This is a genomic window from Blautia sp. OM06-15AC, from assembly GCF_003481425.1.
Classification (GTDB): Bacteria; Bacillota; Clostridia; order Lachnospirales; family Lachnospiraceae; genus Fusicatenibacter; species Fusicatenibacter saccharivorans.
Genome location: NZ_QULD01000001.1, coordinates 270,947 through 289,637 on the forward strand (window position 1 = coordinate 270,947; position 18,691 = coordinate 289,637).

Below are 18,691 nucleotides of genomic sequence, written 5' to 3' on the forward strand. Positions count from 1 at the left end.
GCGTATACTGTAAAAGTAGAAAACTTTCCGAAATACTTATTTAGAAACGAGGACGAAAGATATGAGATGTCCATTTTGTAATCAGGATAATACCCGGGTTGTGGATTCACGCCCGATTGAAGACAGCAATGCGATCCGCCGCCGCCGGATGTGCGATGTCTGCGGCAGACGCTTTACGACATACGAAAAAGTGGAGACGATCCCTTTGATCGTCATCAAAAAAGATATGAACCGCGAGCAGTATGACCGCTCGAAAATCGAGACCGGTATCCTGCGCGCCTGCCACAAACGGCCGGTGTCCGCCGAGAAGATCAACGAGATGGTCAACAAGGTGGAGACGGAGCTTTTCAACGGCGAGGAACGCGAGATTCCAAGCTCTGTGATCGGAGAGAAGGTCATGCATTACTTAAAAGACCTGGATCAGGTGGCGTACGTCCGCTTTGCGTCGATTTACCGTGAGTTCAAGGACGTCAACACGTTCATGGACGAGCTGAAAAAGATGCTCGACAAATAGCGGGAGGCAAAAAAATGGAAGTGTCGAACTATATTAAAATGCGTGATCAGATGCAGGAACGTTTTCTGACATACGATCAGAAGGAGATCGAAGGAAAGTATGGCTTTGCGTTTGATGGCGATTATTTCTATGTGCCGTATCTTTTTGAAGAATGGAGAGTGAACCGCCATACCGGCGTTGTAGAGGGATCAAAAGACCATTTTCTTCATGTACATCAGGGCAGTTTCAATGAGACGCTGACGATTTTCGACCTGCTCTGCTGCGGAAAGAAGGAGATTGTGCTCGCCGGCACGTATGCGCGTACCAATTCCTTAAAGGGAACGATCAAAGGCCGCACGATTGCGTCCGGCGTTCACGACAGCCGCGCCGCACGGTATGACGGGCATGTGGAACAGCTGAAAAAAGCATGCGTTTCCCTTGGCGGAAAACCATATTTCCCGGGAGACGCTGCTTTTGTTTTTCATGTCTTTCCGTTTCTGCCGCTCGTCTTCCAGTTCTGGGAGTCCGATGAGGAATTCCCGCCGGTGCTGAAGTTTATGTGGGATGAAAACGTCCTCGATTATCTGCGGTTTGAGACGCTGTATTACGTGATGGGAGATTTCCTGGACGCACTGGATCAAGCCTTCGATGCATGTAAAACAGAAGCCTGATACCTTTTGTGAGACAAAATCTTACGAAAATTTTTCGAATGTTTATAAAAATTTCAGTATACGAATCCCTTGGTTTAATGCTATAATGAGCGAAAGTGAGTAAAAAAAGAGAAGAGAAAGGGGAATGCATATGGCTTTTAGCATGAAAGTAACACCGGAAATAGAGGAACTGACAAACATCTGTCTGGATAACTCCAAAATGGATGTTTCGCTGTATGGGCAATACGATGTAAAACGCGGACTGCGCGATGTCAACGGCGTTGGCGTCCTTGCGGGACTGACACAGATTTCAAACGTTGTGTCTTCGGATATCATTGACGGCGTCAAAACACCGTGTGACGGACGTCTGTACTACCGCGGCATCAACGTGGAAAAACTGACCCAGGGATTTTTGAGTGAAAACCGTATGGGATTTGAAGAAGTCGCTTATCTGCTCCTGTTTGGAAATCTGCCGAATGAAGAGCAGCTTAAGCATTTTAAGACGATTTTAAAACAGCAGCAGTCCCTGCCGAAGAACTTTGTGCGTGACGTTGTTATGAAAGCGCCGACCAAGGACATGATGAACACTCTGTCCCGAAGCGTTCTGACCCTGTACGCGTACGACAACCACGCAGATGATACCTCCCTTCCGAATGTGCTTCGCCAGTGCATTAACCTGATTTCTGTTTTCCCGATGCTGTCCGTCTATGGCTATCAGGCGTACAACCATTATATCAAGGGAAAAAGTTTATATATCCACAATCCGTCGAAGAAGCTTTCCACCGCAGAAAACATTCTGCTGATGCTCCGCCCGGATCAGAAATACACCCCGCTGGAGGCGAAGATCCTCGATCTTGCCCTCGTCCTCCACATGGAGCACGGCGGCGGTAACAACTCAACCTTTACAACACATGTTGTTTCTTCTTCCGGAACCGATACGTACTCCGCAATTGCAGCGGCGCTCGGCTCCTTAAAGGGACCGAAGCACGGCGGTGCAAACATCAAGGTTGTGCGGATGTTCGACGATATGAAGTCACACGTCAAAGACTGGACGGATGAGGAAGAAGTATCGAATTACTTAAGAAAGCTGCTGCACAAAGAGGCGTTCGACCAGAAAGGTCTGATTTACGGTATGGGCCATGCGGTTTACTCCATTTCCGACCCGCGTGCGCGCATCTTCAAGACCTTCGTTGAGCAGCTGGCAAAAGAAAAACACAGAGAGAAAGATTACCGGCTGTACGCTATGGTCGAGGAACTGGCTCCGAAGATCATCGGCGAGGAGCGCCATATTTACAAAGGTGTATCCGCAAACGTCGACTTCTACAGCGGCTTCGTTTACAGCATGCTGGATCTTCCGCTGGAGCTCTACACCCCGATGTTCGCCTGCGCGCGTATCGTCGGCTGGAGTGCACACCGGATGGAGGAACTGATCAACACCGACAAGATCATCCGCCCGGCGTACAAGAGTGTCAAAGATGAAGTGGACTATGTTCCGCTGGAAAACAGATAAAACAGGCAGAAGGGCCGGAGCGTGTCGGGATTTTCCGATCTGCTCCGGCATTGCTCTGTGCAGGAAGTAATGTGTCATTGTGAAAAATAGGAGAGTGCAGGAGAATGAATGAGACAAAAAATTACAGCATAACAAAATCCGGAGCAGTCATATTGGAAGGAGGGGCCAATCGCGGCGTCTTTACAGCAGGAGCGCTGGACTTTCTGATGGAGCAGGAGTATTATATCCCTCATGTGATCGGCGTTTCCGCCGGAGCCTGCAATGCGCTGGACTATGTATCGCGCCAGATTGGCAGAACGAGGGACTGTATGATTGTCACGGATGAGAAAAACCGCTACGTCAATAAGAATATCAAGACAATCGTTGAGAAAAAAGCACTGCTCGACATGGATATGGTGTTCGAACGGTATCCGTATGAGATTTTTCCATTTGATTTTGATACGTATTTTGCATCGCCGCAGACGTGTGAGCTGGTTGTGACAAACTGTGAGACGGGACGCGCGGAATATCTGGATGACCGCGAAAATAAAGAACGTCTGCTTGCAATTGGCCGTGCATCATCGAGCATGCCGATCGCCTGCCCGATGGTGGAGATCGACGGAAACGAGTACGTCGACGGCGGTGTTGCCGATTCGATCCCGATTATCCGTTCCTTAAAGACGGGACACCGAAAAAATGTCATTATTCTGACACGGAATTTCGGTTACCGCAAAAAAGAGGGAACGAGAGGCTGGGAGCTGTATGTGGCGGCATTCCGCAAATACCCGAATCTCGTGCGTGCGCTTGTAAACCGCGCGAAACATTATAACCAGGTACTCGAATGCATCGAAAAATGGGAAGAAGAAGGCTCCGTCTTTGTGATCCGCCCGGAGATACCGGCGGTATCGCGTCTCGAAAAGGACGAGGAGAAGCTGCGGGAATTTTACCAGCACGGCTATGACCAGATGAAAGCAAATTTTGAGGCTCTGCAGGAGTTTCTGAAAGAAGAATAAAGTTACTGTATAAACGAAAAGAGGATTGGAGAAAGAAGATGAGTGGAAAAAACCAGAAGAACCGGGGAACTATACTGATGCGGATGTTTTACCCGGACCGGAGAGAAAAAAGTGCCTATACGATCGATTACGCGGATCTGTACCGGAAAGGATACCGGGGCGTGATTTTTGATATCGATAATACGCTTGTTCCGCACGGTGCGCCGGCAACGAAGGAGGCGGCTGCGTTCTTTGCGTCTCTTCGGGAGACTGGTTTTTCCACCTGTCTGCTTTCCAACAATCAGAAACCGCGTGTGGCTCCGTTTGCCGATGCGGTCGGTTCTATCTATATCGAAAATGCGCACAAGCCTTCGGTGAAAAACTACCAGGAGGCATGCCGGAGAATGGGGATCAAAGAGGAGCAGGCGGTCTTTGTCGGGGATCAGCTTTTCACCGATGTGTACGGTGCAAAACGGACCGGACTTTACAATATTCTGACCGAGCCGATCAATCCGAAAGAGGAAATTCAGATCGTTCTGAAACGGTATCTGGAGCACATTGTACTGTTCTTTTATGAGCGTGATCTGGCCCGCGGCAGGATTACGAAAAAAAACAGTTGAAAAATCGGGAAAAATATTATATTATAAGATAAGCCTATGGTGCGCATTTGGCGCATCGTACTATGTTAAGGAGGAAAAATCAGAATGATTTCAGCAGGAGATTTTAGAAACGGCGTTACCCTCGAGATCGATGGTCAGGTCGTTCAGATTCTTGAATTTCAGCATGTAAAACCTGGTAAAGGAGCTGCATTCGTAAGAACAAAATTAAAAAATGTCATCAACGGTGGTGTGGTAGAGCGTACCTTCCGTCCGACTGAGAAATTCCCGCAGGCTCGTATCGAGCGTGTAGACATGCAGTATCTGTACAGCGATGGTGATTTATTCTACTTCATGAACGTAGAAAACTATGAGCAGATCGCTCTGAACGAAGAGACCATCGGAGATGCTCTGAAATTTGTAAAAGAAAACGAAATGGTTAAAGTATGTTCCTACAACGGAAATGTATTCGCAATCGAACCGCCTCTGTTTGTAGAGCTTGAGATCACCGAGACTGAGCCAGGCTTCAAGGGAGATACCGCACAGGGTGCTTCCAAACCGGCTACCGTTGAGACTGGTGCTACCGTAAGCGTTCCGCTGTTCGTAAACCAGGGAGACAAAATCAAAATTGATACCAGAACAGGTGAATATCTGTCCCGTGTATAAGTAAGACTGTTCCCGCCGTTGTCCGTCACAACTTTCTTTGTGGCGGACACGGTTTTCTAAATAAATAGAATATTCGTCTGAAAAATGGCTGATAAAGGCTGTCGGAAGCAGTCCGGGCCCGTTTTTCTCATCGTTCGAAGTTCCGCGAACCAACGAATCTCTGGCATATACAGATCTGTACAGAGGTTTTTAAGTTGTGTTTTTCGGAGCTTTTTTTGTTCCGTAAAGCAAAAATACAAAAGGCAATCAAACAGGAAAGGTGGGAAAAAATGGACTATCAGATGTTCAAAGAGCAGCTTGCCGCGCTGCTGAAAAGAAAAGCCGGCGATGATTTTGAGGTGAAGATAGAATCGGTGCAGAAGCTGAACGGTATCGAAAAAGAGGCGTTTGTCATCAGCAGAAAGAAGGACTGGATTGCACCGACGATCTACGTGGAGCTTCTGTATGAATGCTGTCTGCAGGGCGTGCCGCTTTCTCAGATTGCAGAAAAGGTACTGGAGCAGTACCGGAAAGTGGAAGCGGAGGCGAGAAGACCGGAGAAAGCTGCCTTTTTTACCAACTGGAAAAATGCTGCGCCGCAGATCTACTGCGAGCTCATTCATGCGGAGAAAAACCGTACGCTGCTCTCCGAAGTTCCGCACAGAAAATTTCTCGATCTCGCGGTCGTGTACTATTACCAGATGCGGGGAAACCGCGTGCCGGATGCGACAATTCTGATCCACGAGACGCACCGGGAGCTGTGGGGAATTTCGGCGGAGGAGCTGGATGCCCGTGCCTGGGAGAACACCCTGCGGGATCTGCCGGTGCGCACAGACAGCCTTATGGTGTATTTGAAAGAGGAGTACGGAGTAACATTTCCCCTGTTCGAGCTTGGTCCGCTGGCGGAACAGTTTTACCTGGTCAGCAACCGCAGAGGAAAGCTGGGTGCAATCTGCATGTGCTATCCCGGCGTGCTGGAGAGTCTTTCGCAGCGCTTTGAGGCAAGTCTTTATGTGATTCCGAGCAGTATCCATGAGTGCATGGTGATTCCAGATTATGATGTGTTCCCAGAGGAGTGTCTTTCCGACATGGTACGGGACGTGAATGAAAAGACGGTCAAGCCGCAGGAGATTCTGTCGGATCACGTTTATTATTACCACCGGGAAAGCGGGGAACTGACGCTGTGTGAGGAAGAAACGTAAGCTGTGTGGCAGAATAGTCTGCGAATAATTTAAGAAAAAAATGGGCGGCTGGGTGGGAAAAATACTTTACAATTGCAGGAGTCTGTGGTAAACTATCATAGTGTGGTTGAGAAAACAGATCACATCAGCGTCTGTAGCTCAGGGGATAGAGCAACGGTTTCCGGTACCGTGTGTCGGGGGTTCGAATCCCTCCAGACGCGTTTTTGCTACATGGCATGCTGCGGCGGGCAGGACCGGCGCAGGATAAGGAAAGCCCCTGCTTCGGTGTGAAGTAGAGGTTTTTTTGCTTGCTGAGCATATCAATAACTGATCCGGCGGATCAGTTTTGATGAAGGAGGAAAAATATGGCAAAACCAATGACAACAAAAGATAAAATCCGGGAATGGATTTCCGATAATCTGCGCTACATGCTTCTGATCGGAGCAATTCTCCTGATTGTGGCAGCGGTTCTTCTCATCGTTCATCTGGTGTCACCAAAAAACGATGGAAAATCGAGCGGCGGAACCGTAACAAGCAGCAGCACCGGAAACAATGTGCCGGATAAAAAGACACAGGTAAAAGCAGACAGCAAAGCAGATTCTGAGGACAGCACAGGCATTTCATCGGACGTTTCGGATTCCGCGAATGATTCCAGTGCAGATGCTTCCAGTACCGATACTGCCAGCGCGCCGGATGCAGAGGCTGAGCCGACAAGTGAGCCGGAAGCGGCAGACGATACCAGTAATACAGAGAATACCGATAATACGGCTGTCTCCTTTGCCACGGACAATGTCCCGGAAGTAAGCACCGTGCTGGAGCAGTATTACACCGCGCTCGGTGCAAGGGATATCAACGGTCTTTTTGCAGTAACAGATAATCTGACCGCGGAGGAGCAGGCGCAGATTGAGGCAGAAAGCGATGTGGAGTCATACGGAGATGTAAAGGTCTACACGATCAGCGGTCCAAGCGACGGAACGTACATCGCGTTTGTCAGCAGCAGATGCAAATATCTGGGAATCAACCAGACCCTGCCGATGCTTTCGGAGTATTATCTCTACACGACAGAAGACGGCGGCCTGAAAATCATGGATGATACTGACAGCGATGCGGCCGTAACCGAGGCTATGAAAGCGGCGCTCGAAAACGAAGAAGTCAAAAATCTGATCGAACAGGTTCAGAACGATTATCGGAATGCACTCGATGCAGATGCTTCCCTGAGAGTATATGTAGAGAGCATTCAGTAGGAACAATAGAATAATACAAAACAAAAAAAGCAGTTTCTGGTTTTTATGAAACTGCTTTTTTGGAAGGATAAAACCATGCGCTTAAACAAATACTTAAGTGATGCGGGCGTCTGCTCGCGGCGGGAGGCGGACCGTCTGACAGAAGCGGGCGAGATTACGGTAAACGGAAAACGCGCGGAAACCGGCATGCAGGTGGAGTCTGGCGACGTTGTTGTCGTGAAAGGCAAAACCGTTGTCCCGGAGGAGAAAAAAGTCTATCTCGCCTTCAACAAACCGCGCGGCATCGTCTGTACTGCGGAAAAACGGGAGAAAAACAACGTCATCGATTATCTGTCCTACCCGGTGCGGATTTACCCGGTGGGAAGACTCGATAAAGATTCCGAAGGCCTCCTTCTGATGACGAACGACGGTGCGATCGTAAACGGTATCATGCGTGCCAGAAACCGCCACGAAAAAGAATACCAGGTCGAGGTAAACAAAGAGATTACACCGGAATTTCTGAAAGAAATGGCATCCGGCGTGCCGATTCTCGATACCGTGACGCGCTCGTGCCGGATCCAGAAAACGGGAGAGCGCAGCTTTACGATTATTCTGACGCAAGGGCTGAACCGTCAGATCCGGCGGATGTGCGAAGCATTAGGATATCGTGTCACAAAGCTGAAACGTGTGCGGATCATGAATATTCACTTGAAAGACCTGAAAACAGGGGAGTACCGCCCTTTAACGGAAAAAGAATTAGCAGAACTGAAAAAGCAGATCGGGGAGGAAAAGCGATGAACGAGACAGAACGGATGAAGGAACTGGTCAAAAAGCTGAACGAAGCGGCAAAAGCCTATTACCAGGAAGACCGGGAGATCATGAGCAACCTGGAGTACGACACGCTGTATGACGAACTGCAGGTATTAGAGGAAAAAACAGGCGTAACACTCGCCGGAAGCCCGACCACAAAAGTCGGCTACGAGGCGATGGACGAACTGCCGAAAGAAGCGCACGAGTCGCCGATGCTTTCCCTTGATAAAACGAAAGATGTGGAAGTGCTCCGCAGCTTCATCGGGGATCACAAAACGCTGCTATCCTGGAAGATGGACGGTCTGACCGTCGTTCTGACGTACCGCGGCGGTACCCTCGCAAAGGCCGTCACCCGTGGAAACGGCGTGATCGGAGAGGTTGTCACGAACAATGCAAAAGTGTTTGAAAATATTCCCTTAAAAATCCCGTACCAGGGAGAGCTGGTTCTGCGCGGCGAGGCGATCATCCGCTATTCCGATTTTGAGAAGATCAACGAGGAGATTGAGGATGTCGATGCGAAATACAAGAATCCGAGGAACCTCTGCAGCGGTTCTGTGCGCCAGCTGAACAATGAGATTACGGCAAAACGCCACGTTCATTTTATGGCATTTGCGCTTGTGAGCGCTCCGGAACAGGATTTCGAAAATTCCAGAATCCGTCAGATGGAGTGGCTGAAAGAGCAGGGCTTCGAGGTGGTGGAATACAAGGTTGTCACCAAAGATAACCTCGACGAGGCGATGCAATATTTCTCCACGAAAATCGAGACAAACGATTTCCCGTCCGATGGCCTTGTCACGTTGTATGACGATATCGCCTACGGAGAATCACTCGGCACAACCGCGAAATTCCCGCGGAACGCTTTCGCCTTCAAATGGGCGGATGAACAGAAGGAGACCACTCTGCTTGAAATTGAGTGGAGCCCGTCGAGAACCGGTCTCATCAATCCGGTTGCGGTTTTTGAGCCGGTCGAGCTGGAAGGAACTTCGGTTTCCCGCGCAAGCGTCCACAACATCAGTATCATGCGTTCGCTGGATCTCGGTGTGGGTGATAAAATCCTTGTCTACAAAGCAAACATGATCATTCCACAGATCTCAGAGAATCTGACGAGAAGCGGTGTGCGCGATATTCCGGAAACGTGTCCTGCCTGCGGCGGTGCCACCCGGATTCAGATGATGAACAATGTCGAGACCCTCTACTGTACGAATCCGGAGTGCCCGGCAAAATTCATGAAGGCATTCACCCTGTTTGTAAGCCGCGACGCGATGAACATCGACGGCATGTCGGAGGCAACGCTCGAAAAATTCGTGGGCCACGGCTTCATCCGTGAGTTTGCCGATATTTTCCGTCTCGACCGCTACCGCGACGAGATTGTGGAGATGGACGGTTTCGGTGAAAAATCATACCAGAATCTGATCGACAGCATCGAGCGCGCGAAAAACACAACGTTGCCCCGTCTGATTTTCGGACTTGGCATCTTAAATATCGGTCTTGCAAACGCGAGAATGATCTGCAAAGCCTTCGATTTCGATCTCGACCGGATCCGGAATGCATCGGCGGAGGATTTCGCGCAGATCGACGGTGTCGGAGAAGTGATTGCAAAAAGCATCGTGGATTACTTTGCGGATGAGGAAAATAAAGAACGCCTTGAGCGCCTTCTGTCGTATCTGACGATTGAGAAGCCGCAGGCAAGCCAGGAAGAACAGAAATTAGCCGGTCTTACCTTCGTCATCACCGGAAGTGTGGAACATTTCCCGAACCGGAATGCATTAAAGGCAAGAATCGAGGAGCTCGGCGGAAAAGCCACCGGAAGTGTAACGGGAAAGACGAGCTATCTGATCAACAACGACACGACATCCAGTTCCTCCAAAAACCGGAAAGCGCGCGAACTCGGCGTGCCGGTGATCTCAGAAGAGGAATTTCTGAAGATGACAGAAGAATAACGAAATATCTGCAAAGGCGGTTTGCATCCCGCGCGGGAATCTGCTATAATCGGAAGCAGACGGCAGAAATTCCTGCCGGAAAAAGCAAACCGCCTGTCTGCGCAGAGAAAAGCGCGGCAGATCAAGAAGAATAGAAACGAGGAAAAAGAATATGCCGGTTAAAGTTCAGGCAGATTTACCTGTAAAAGAAATACTCGAAAGCGAAAATATATTCGTCATGGACGAGACAAGAGCGGTTCATCAGGACATCCGTCCGCTGAAGATTATGATCCTGAATCTGATGCCGCTCAAAGAAGATACCGAGCTGCAGCTTCTGCGCTCCCTTTCCAACACCTCCCTGCAGGTTGATGTCACCTTTCTGATGGTGGCAAGCCACGAGGCGAAAAATACATCGACCAGCCATCTGAACACGTTCTATGTGAAATTTGAGGATGTGCGGAAAAATTATTACGACGGTATGATCATCACCGGTGCACCGGTCGAGCAGATGGAATTTGAAGAAGTTGACTACTGGGATGAACTGACAAAGATCATGGACTGGACGAACACACATGTTACCTCCACGATGTTCCTCTGCTGGGGAGCCCAGGCGAGTCTGTATCATTTCTACGGACTGAAGAAACGGATGCTTCCGGAGAAGAAATTCGGGCTGTTCTGGCACAAAGTCAACAACCGCAAGATCCCGCTTGTGCGAGGCTTCGATGACGAGTTTTTGGCACCGCATTCCCGCCACACAGAAGTACCGATCGACGATATCCGTGCCTGCAAAGATGTCACGATTCTCGCAGAGTCCGACGAAGCCGGATTCTATCTTGGCATGGCGGAAGAGGGAAGAAAGATTTTTGTGATGGGTCATCCGGAGTACGACCGTATGACGCTCGACGGCGAGTACCACCGCGATAAAGACAAAGGACTCCCGATTGAGATTCCGAAGAACTATTATAAAAACGACGATCCAAATACAAAACCAGTGCTTTTATGGCGGTCACATGCGAACAATCTGTACACGAACTGGCTGAACTACTATGTATACCAGGTGACCCCGTATAATCTTGACGGAACTCCGGATTTTTCGGGAAAATAAGAGAGAAAAAGCCCCCGCACCGGGCGCACACCGGCTGCGGGGGGTTGCTGTAAAAATCTGCTATAAAAAACGGAAAGCTTTCCGGGCTTACCGTTTGAAATCAAATAATGTTTTCAGCGGAATTTCGAGTGCTTCCGCAATATCCATCAGCTTGTTTAGAGACAGAGAGGTATGACTGTTTGGCGCTTCGATGTTGCTCATATGTGTACGGCTGATCTGGACAGCTTCGGCAAGCTCACTTTGCGTTAATCCGCGTGCTCTGCGATAAAAAGCGATGGTAAGACCGAGGAGGCGCATCTCCTCCGTATGACGTTCTCCCATTGCTATGGCTCCTTTCTGAACAGAGTGATACAAAGACTTATATAATATTTATCTTAAACGATTAAATACCAAAAAGAAACAACTTTAAATTTTTATAATGCACATGTAAATTGTGCAAAATATAGAAATTATCCATCAGAATAATAGGAAAACAGGAAAAAGAGTTCTTTTGACAAATGAGAGGTTTTTGTGTATGCTGTAGAAAGCACCAACAAATAAAATCGGAGGTTTTTACATTATGAAAGAGTTGATCCATACCATTCCGCTGATGGATGCATTCAAGGCGGAAGATGAGTGCCCGTTCTGCTATCTGGAGCGGGAAGCAGAGCAGCATGCGATTTCGTTTGCGCTCGGTTCCGGCGCATCCTATATGGAGGATGATGTGCGTGCGGAAACAGACGCGATGGGATTCTGCCGCCACCACTATAAAATGATGTACGATTACGGAAACCGTCTCGGAAGCGGTCTGATTTTATCCACCCATCTGAAAAAACTGAACCAGGAGCTTGCCGCACAGATGGATCTGTTTGCACCGGGAAAATCCTCGGTGTTCAAGCGGATGCAGAAGACATCCCTCGACAAACAGGGCCGTGAGACTGCGATCGGCCAGTGGATTGATGAGAAGACGCATTCGTGCTACGTCTGCGATCACTTCAAGGCAAACTATAACCGCTATCTTGATACGTTCTTTGATCTCTACAAAAAAGACGAGGAGTTTGCAAGACTGTTCCGCGAGGGAAAAGGCTTCTGTCTGCCGCATTTTGCGGATCTGGTAGAAACGGCGGAGAAAAAGCTGAATGATAAACAGAAAGCGGAATTTTACCCGACTCTGTTCAAAATCATGAAAGAAAATTACCAGCGGCTGCAGGAAGAGGTAACATGGTTTACTGACAAATTCGATTACCGCAACAAGGATAAGGACTGGGGAAATTCAAAAGATTCCATCCAGCGCTGTATGCAAAAATTAGGCGGCGGCTATCCGGCGGACGAGCCGTTTACGGAAGGATTATAATTCTTGTTTATAAAAGGAGCATAAAGTTTCGATGCAGAAGTTTTATCAGAGATTAAAAGAGAATCAAAAGGAGCGCGCCCGGTGCGCGTTTCTTGTTTTGGATTTCGGCGTGCTGGCGGTGCTGCTGTTTCTGGCGCGCCCGCTGCTGGATACGACGGCGGCAGACCGGGAGTGGAGTATTCACTTTCTGTTCCCATGCCTGCTGGCGTGTATCATACTGACGACAGTTGTCAGTTTCTGCCGGTTTGCTGCAAAGCCGGACCAGAAACCAAAACCGCGCTATGTGGGATGGAAACAGCCGATTCTGATGCTGGCAAACGCAGCCTATCTGTTTGCCACACTGGAATTTGTCACAAACAGCCAGTTCCGGGAGATGAAATGGTATTATGCGTTGTTGAATATCGGTGTCATTTTCGTACTTTCCATTCTCGTTTCCCTCTTTCTGAACTCCATCCGCCGCGCGATGATTTTCATGAACATCTTTTATTTCTGCATGAGTCTGGTATTCTACTATGTTTATCTGTTCCGCGGAGAAGCGTTCCAGCTCATCGACCTGTACAGCATTGCGACGGCGGCGGACGTAGTCGGCGGCTACAAATTCGAGATCACAGGTGAAATCGTGACTTCGTTTATCACGATGATGCTCGTTGTGCGCCTCTGGCTGCAGAGCCGGGAATATCGTTTTGCACGGAAAACGAGAAATAAAATTCTGCTCCGCGTGGCTGCTGCTGCGCTGACGCTCGGAACATACCTGGCGTACATGAATCTGAACTGGAACGCCGAGTTCGGTGTCATCAGTGACCTCTGGAATCCGGCGAAGACATACCGCCAGTACGGAACGACAGTCGGTTTTACCGCGGTCGCCAAATACATGCGCCTGACACCGCCGGACGGCTATTCGAAAGACGAAGTGACAGCGATTGCCGATACGAGCGAGAAAGAGACGAAAACAGAAGATCTTCGAAAAGATAATGCGGATAGCGTGACACCCGTCAACATCATCGCGATCATGAACGAGTCGTGGTTTGACTACCGTTCCGTCGGCGATCCGCAGACGAGCGAGAGCTACATGCCGTTCCTCGACTCGCTGACCGAAAATATCATCAAAGGGCACACGCTGACGTGTACCAAGGGCGGCGGAACAGCAAAAACGGAGTATGAGTTCCTGACCGGAAACTCCTGCAAGCGGTTCCCGGGCATGGTGCCGTACGTCAGCTACTTTACGCACAGCCAGTATTCCCTTGTCACGACGTTAAAAGACCAGGGTTATCAGGCAATTGCGATGCATCCGAACAAGGCGACAAACTGGAAGCGGAGCACGGCATACCGTTTCCTTGATTTTGATGATTTCATCTCGATTGATCAGTTCTCCGATACGGCCAAGCGGTACCGCGGCATGATCAGCGATCAGGCGAACTATGAGAAGATCGTGGAAACCTACGAGAACAAGGAGCCGGGCAGCCCGTTCTTCCTCTTTGATGTGACGATGCAGAACCACAGCGGCTACACGAACCGTTATTTCCAGGCGGATATCAACTGCAACGGCTACGACAGTGATGAGGCCGATCAGTATTTCTCCCTGTTAAAGCTTTCCGATGAGGCAATTTCCTATCTGATCCGGTATTTCCAGCAGGTGGACGAGCCGACGATGATCATTATGTTCGGCGATCATTCCCCGAAACTGCCGGATGCGTTTGAAACATGGATTGCCGGAGACGCCTATCAGAATCTTTCGGTCGAGGATCAGGAGAAGTTCTATGGAACCCCGTTCTTCATCTGGACCAACTACAGCATGAAATCCGAGAGCAATGTCTGGATCAGCACAAATTATCTCTCAAGCTATGCGTTAAGCCTTACCGGCCTGGAACTGACGCCGTACAACGAGTATCTGCTTGACCTGCGCGAGAAGATGCCGGCGCTCAATCACCTCGGCTTTTTAGCAAGTGACGGAACCTGGTACCGCTGGAACGACAGCGATGCGCCGGAGGAGGATCTCGAGTACGAACGGCAGTATGAATGCCTGCAGTACAATGAACTGATCGACAAAAAAGACCGGGATGACAGCTTTTTTACAATTTCCGGTGAAAAAGACGAAGAATAAGGGCTTTCCCTACTTGCCAGAAAACGGAAACCTATGGTAGACTATACTCCGTATGACCGGGAAACCCCGGCGGTAACTTCACGTTTACAATTAAGAATAAGAAAATGAGGTTTTAAAAAGTATGATTGCAGCAAATAATGTGACACTTCGTGTCGGAAAAAAAGCGTTGTTTGAAGATGTCAATATCAAATTCACCGAGGGAAACTGCTACGGCATGATCGGTGCCAACGGAGCGGGAAAATCAACCTTTCTGAAAATCTTGTCCGGCCAGCTTGAACCGACAAACGGAGACGTAACCATCACACCGGGCCAGCGTCTTTCCTTCCTCGAGCAGGACCACTTCAAATACGACAGCTATCCGGTACTCGACACCGTTATCATGGGAAATGCCCGTCTCTATGAGATCATGAAAGAGAAAGAGGCGCTGTACGCAAAAGAAGACTTCACAGATGAGGACGGTATCAAAGCGAGCGAGCTCGAGGGTGAGTTTGCAGAGATGAACGGCTGGGAGGCAGAGACCGATGCAGAGCAGCTCTTAAACGGCCTTGGCATTGAGCCGGAACTGCACTACGCACAGATGGCAGACCTGACCGGTAGCCAGAAGGTCAAAGTTCTTCTTGCAAGAGCCCTGTTCGGAAACCCGGACATCCTTCTTCTCGACGAGCCGACCAACCACCTGGACCTCGATGCGATCGAGTGGCTTGAGGAGTTCCTGATCAACTTCGAGAATACCGTTATCGTCGTATCCCACGACCGTTACTTCCTGAATAAAGTCTGCACCCAGATCGCAGATATAGATTACGGAAAAATCCAGCTCTATGCCGGAAACTACGACTTCTGGTTTGAGTCCAGCCAGCTGCTGGTAAAACAGATGAAAGAGGCGAACAAGAAGAAAGAGGAGAAGATCAAAGAGTTACAGGACTTCATCTCTAGATTCAGCGCCAACGCATCGAAGAGTAAACAGGCTACTTCCCGTAAGAAAGCCCTGGAGAAAATCCAGCTCGACGATATCAAACCGTCCAGCCGGAAATATCCTTACATCGATTTCCGTCCGAACCGTGAGATCGGAAACGACGTTCTGCAGGTAGAGGGACTGACCAAAACCGTAGACGGCGTGAAAATCCTGGATAACTTAAGCTTCACCCTCGGAAGAGAAGATAAAGTTGCTTTCGTCGGAAGCAACGAGCAGGCGATCACCATGCTGTTCAAGATTCTGACCGGAGAAGAAGAGCCGGATTCCGGTTACTACAAATGGGGCGTAACCACTACACAGGCTTACTTCCCGAAGGACAACACCGCAGAATTCGACTGCGACCTGACGATCGCAGACTGGCTGACCCAGTATTCCGAGATCAAGGACGTAACGTATGTCCGCGGATTCCTCGGAAGAATGCTTTTTGCCGGTGAGGACGGCGTGAAACGTGTCAGAGTCCTTTCCGGAGGAGAGAAAGTGCGCTGCCTGCTCTCCAAGATGATGATTTCCGGTGCAAACGTTCTCGTTCTTGACGAGCCGACCAACCATCTGGATATGGAGTCCATCACTGCACTGAACAACGGTCTGATCAAATTCCCGGGCGTGCTGCTGTTCACCTGCCACGACCATCAGTTTGTACAGACTACAGCAAACCGTATCATGGAGATCCTTCCGAACGGCGCGCTGATCGATAAGATGACCACCTACGACGAGTATCTTGCAAGCGATGAGATGGCAAGAAAACGTCATGTCTATACAATGACAGAGGAAGATAATTAAAGATGAGCAAAAAGACGACAGTTTCCGGCATTCTGCTGGTGTTGCTTGTGCTGGCCACAACGCCGCTTCTTGGAACGGACAACGTTTCGTTCCTGAAGTGGTGGCTTATGACCCTGGTGCTCGGTATTGGATTTTATCCGGCTGCCGCAGCGCTGTTTCCGCGGTTTCATGACCGGGGATGGATGTTTTCTAAAGTGCTTGGCATCGTTGTTTCCGGTTTTGCTGTATTTGCTCTTGGAAGCTTCGGACTGGTTCCGTTTACCGCACCGGTCTGCCTGATCACAGTCGGTGTACTGATCCTGGCTTCTTGGATTTTCGGATGTTTTAAGGTACGCGTCCATGCGCCGGAAATCGACTTCCTGATGATGGAAGAAGTGTTGTTTTTCGCCTTTTTCCTTCTCTGGACCTATCTTGCGGGCTTTCACCCGGAGGCACACGGAACCGAAAAATTCATGGATTATGGTTTTATGAAGGCCATGATGCGCAGCACCGCCGTTCCGGCAGAGGATCTCTGGTACAGCGGAAGCGGTATTAACTACTATTACGGCGGCCAGTTCTATGCCGTATTTCTGACGAAGATTACCTTCACGGATGTAAAGCAGACGTACCATCTGATGCGTACGATGGTGGCATCGTTCGCGTTTGTTCTGCCGTTTTCGATCACCTACCATCTGGCAGAGTCGCGTGCGTGCCACCGCATCCGGAAAGAGGGCGGCAATAAAAGCCAGATTGCACCGGTGCTTGGCGGTCTTCTTTCGGGAGGCGCCGTTTCCCTTGCCGGAAATATGCACTATGTGATTTACGGCTGCATCCGCCAGTGGCTGGGACTGAACGAATCGGCTTACTGGTTCCCGAGTTCGACCCGCTATATCGGGTATGACCCGCTTGTGGAAAATGACCGCACGATTCATGAGTTTCCATCGTATTCCTTTGTGCTCGGCGACCTGCATGCCCATGTGGTGAATGTCATGTTCGTCCTGCTGGTGCTGGGCCTTTTATATTCCTACGTGAAAAATACCTGCCGTGATCCGGAAAAAGAGTGGAAATGGTCGTTAAAAGACGTTCTGCTTCAGCCGCAGATCATCGCGGCGGGCTTTCTGATCGGTGTGTTCCACTGGTCCAACTACTGGGATTTTGTTATCTATTTCGTCGTGATTGCAGGCTTCTCTCTGTACGGTGCGCTGTACCGGTATCATGCGCGGGCGAAAGAGACGATCGGAACGGTTCTCCTGCAGGCTGCAGAAGTTTTTGCAATTGGAACAGTTGTCGCCCTTCCGTTTACAATGAAGTTTGAGACGATGGTTTCCGGTGTCGGCATTGCCAGGCACCATTCGATGCTGTATCAGCTGACGATTCTCTGGGGCCTTCCGACGGTGCTCGTTGTGCTGTTTATCGCAGCCGTTCTGCTAGCATGGCGGAAAAACTGTCATCTTCCGGGCATGGAGCGGCAGGGACAGATTGTACTTGCCGATGGAAAGACGCAGGAAGAGGTGGAAGAGCAGGCCGTTGCCCTGATTCTGGGAGAGAAAAAACCGGAGCCGGGCGAAAAAGAAACGGCGGAAAAGCCAAAAAAAGTTTCTGCCTTCTGTAATTTCTGGAGAGAGATTGCGGTGAGCGATATGGTGATCGGTATTTTAGGCCTCTGTGCCATCGGCCTTATCATCATTCCGGAGCTCGTCTATGTGCGCGATATCTACGAAGAATCGTATGCGCGCTCCAACACGATGTTCAAGCTGACGTATCAGGCATTTATCCTGTTTGGGATCTGCATGAGCTACATCATCACGCGGTTCCTGCTCTGGAAAAAAGAGCGGATTCTGCAGGTGTTCGGCGGAATCGGGCTGGTACTGCTTTTATGGACCTTCGGCTATTTTGGAACGAGCGTGTACTCCTGGTTCGGAAATATTTTCGATCTGTCCGAGTACCGCGGACTCGATGCGACAGCGTATCTGGAAAATGTCTTTTCCGAGGACGCAGGTGCCATCCGCTGGCTGGATGAAACAATAGAAGGACAGCCGGTTGTGCTTGAGGCGAACGGCGACAGCTATAGCGATTACGAGCGCGTTTCCGCAATGACCGGTCTTCCGACCGTGCTTGGATGGTATGTCCATGAATGGCTCTGGAGAGGGGATCCCGCAGACTTAAATGTCCGCGCCGAGGATGTGAAACAGATGTACACCTCGACCGATACGAATGAAGTGCTGCGCCTGCTGGAGCAGTATCATGTGACCTACATTTTTGTGGGAAGCAAAGAAAAGGAGAAATATGGCGATGCGCTGAACGAATCGCTGCTGCAGTCCATCGGAGATATCGTTTACCAGGATACTGCGTCCGGTACGTATATTCTTCAGGTACAGGATACATAAAGAACAAAAACAGGAGAAAAGAACCGCCGGGTGCG

General features: G+C 49.6%; 16 protein-coding genes and 1 tRNA gene. 16 read left to right on the forward strand and 1 reads right to left on the reverse strand.

The window, feature by feature from the left end; genetic code table 11:
* The first annotated feature begins 61 nt into the window (after nucleotides 1-61).
* The 12 genes from nrdR (at nucleotide 62) to metA (ending at nucleotide 11,103) form a co-directional block, all read left to right on the forward strand.
* Complete coding sequence (gene nrdR / locus DXB83_RS01435; RefSeq protein WP_022462512.1) at nucleotides 62-514, forward strand: transcriptional regulator NrdR; 453 nt, start codon at nucleotides 62-64, stop codon at nucleotides 512-514.
* A 14-nt stretch (nucleotides 515-528) separates the two neighbouring features.
* Entirely contained in the window at nucleotides 529-1,164 is a 636-nt protein-coding gene (locus DXB83_RS01440) for a DUF3786 domain-containing protein (RefSeq protein ID WP_117509119.1), read from the forward strand.
* Between the two features lie 130 nt (nucleotides 1,165-1,294).
* Nucleotides 1,295-2,653 (forward strand): citrate/2-methylcitrate synthase, encoded by a 1,359-nt coding sequence (locus tag DXB83_RS01445; protein WP_117509174.1) that lies wholly within the window; start codon nucleotides 1,295-1,297, stop codon nucleotides 2,651-2,653.
* A gap of 104 nt (nucleotides 2,654-2,757) precedes the next feature.
* Nucleotides 2,758-3,645, forward strand: coding sequence for a patatin-like phospholipase family protein (locus tag DXB83_RS01450; RefSeq protein WP_055218274.1), 888 nt, complete (start codon nucleotides 2,758-2,760; stop codon nucleotides 3,643-3,645).
* Between the two features lie 74 nt (nucleotides 3,646-3,719).
* Nucleotides 3,720-4,244, forward strand: a complete 525-nt coding sequence (locus tag DXB83_RS01455; protein ID WP_117509173.1) for a YqeG family HAD IIIA-type phosphatase — start codon at nucleotides 3,720-3,722, stop codon at nucleotides 4,242-4,244.
* 84 nt (nucleotides 4,245-4,328) lie between these two features.
* Nucleotides 4,329-4,886, forward strand: coding sequence for an elongation factor P (gene efp, locus DXB83_RS01460; RefSeq protein WP_022462517.1), 558 nt, complete (start codon nucleotides 4,329-4,331; stop codon nucleotides 4,884-4,886).
* A gap of 269 nt (nucleotides 4,887-5,155) precedes the next feature.
* Nucleotides 5,156-6,067, forward strand: coding sequence for a DUF5688 family protein (locus DXB83_RS01465; protein ID WP_118666314.1), 912 nt, complete (start codon nucleotides 5,156-5,158; stop codon nucleotides 6,065-6,067).
* A gap of 127 nt (nucleotides 6,068-6,194) precedes the next feature.
* Nucleotides 6,195-6,267: transfer RNA gene (locus DXB83_RS01470), tRNA-Arg, on the forward strand.
* A gap of 144 nt (nucleotides 6,268-6,411) precedes the next feature.
* Nucleotides 6,412-7,290 carry a hypothetical protein gene (locus DXB83_RS01475; protein ID WP_117509117.1) on the forward strand — a complete coding sequence of 293 codons (879 nt, stop codon included), beginning with the start codon at nucleotides 6,412-6,414 and terminating at the stop codon, nucleotides 7,288-7,290.
* Between the two features lie 75 nt (nucleotides 7,291-7,365).
* On the forward strand, nucleotides 7,366-8,067 hold the full coding sequence (locus DXB83_RS01480; RefSeq protein WP_117509172.1) for a pseudouridine synthase: 702 nt from the start codon (nucleotides 7,366-7,368) through the stop codon (nucleotides 8,065-8,067).
* Entirely contained in the window at nucleotides 8,064-10,019 is a 1,956-nt protein-coding gene (gene ligA / locus DXB83_RS01485) for an NAD-dependent DNA ligase LigA (protein ID WP_117804012.1), read from the forward strand. Before DXB83_RS01480 ends, ligA begins: the two co-directional genes overlap by 4 nt.
* Nucleotides 10,020-10,170: 151 nt before the next feature.
* The gene (gene metA, locus DXB83_RS01490; protein ID WP_055228462.1) at nucleotides 10,171-11,103 is read left to right on the forward strand and encodes a homoserine O-acetyltransferase MetA; all 933 of its coding nucleotides are present in this window, start codon (nucleotides 10,171-10,173) and stop codon (nucleotides 11,101-11,103) included.
* An 87-nt stretch (nucleotides 11,104-11,190) separates the two neighbouring features.
* Here the strand turns inward: metA and DXB83_RS01495 are convergent, their stop codons facing one another.
* Complete coding sequence (locus DXB83_RS01495; protein WP_022462523.1) at nucleotides 11,191-11,424, reverse strand: helix-turn-helix domain-containing protein; 234 nt, start codon at nucleotides 11,422-11,424, stop codon at nucleotides 11,191-11,193.
* A 238-nt stretch (nucleotides 11,425-11,662) separates the two neighbouring features.
* On the opposite strand from DXB83_RS01495, the gene DXB83_RS01500 reads away from it, so the two are divergent.
* The 4 genes from DXB83_RS01500 to DXB83_RS01515 all read left to right on the forward strand — a co-directional run bounded on the left by DXB83_RS01500 (nucleotide 11,663) and on the right by DXB83_RS01515 (nucleotide 18,656).
* Nucleotides 11,663-12,436 carry a DUF6062 family protein gene (locus tag DXB83_RS01500; protein WP_118697198.1) on the forward strand — a complete coding sequence of 258 codons (774 nt, stop codon included), beginning with the start codon at nucleotides 11,663-11,665 and terminating at the stop codon, nucleotides 12,434-12,436.
* 31 nt (nucleotides 12,437-12,467) lie between these two features.
* Nucleotides 12,468-14,537, forward strand: a complete 2,070-nt coding sequence (locus tag DXB83_RS01505) for an LTA synthase family protein (RefSeq protein WP_117804013.1) — start codon at nucleotides 12,468-12,470, stop codon at nucleotides 14,535-14,537.
* A gap of 121 nt (nucleotides 14,538-14,658) precedes the next feature.
* Nucleotides 14,659-16,290 carry an ABC-F family ATP-binding cassette domain-containing protein gene (locus DXB83_RS01510; RefSeq protein ID WP_022462526.1) on the forward strand — a complete coding sequence of 544 codons (1,632 nt, stop codon included), beginning with the start codon at nucleotides 14,659-14,661 and terminating at the stop codon, nucleotides 16,288-16,290.
* A gap of 2 nt (nucleotides 16,291-16,292) precedes the next feature.
* A complete protein-coding gene (locus tag DXB83_RS01515) occupies nucleotides 16,293-18,656 on the forward strand; it encodes a DUF2298 domain-containing protein (RefSeq protein ID WP_117804014.1) in 2,364 nt (787 codons plus the stop codon).
* The last annotated feature ends 35 nt before the right edge of the window (nucleotides 18,657-18,691 follow it).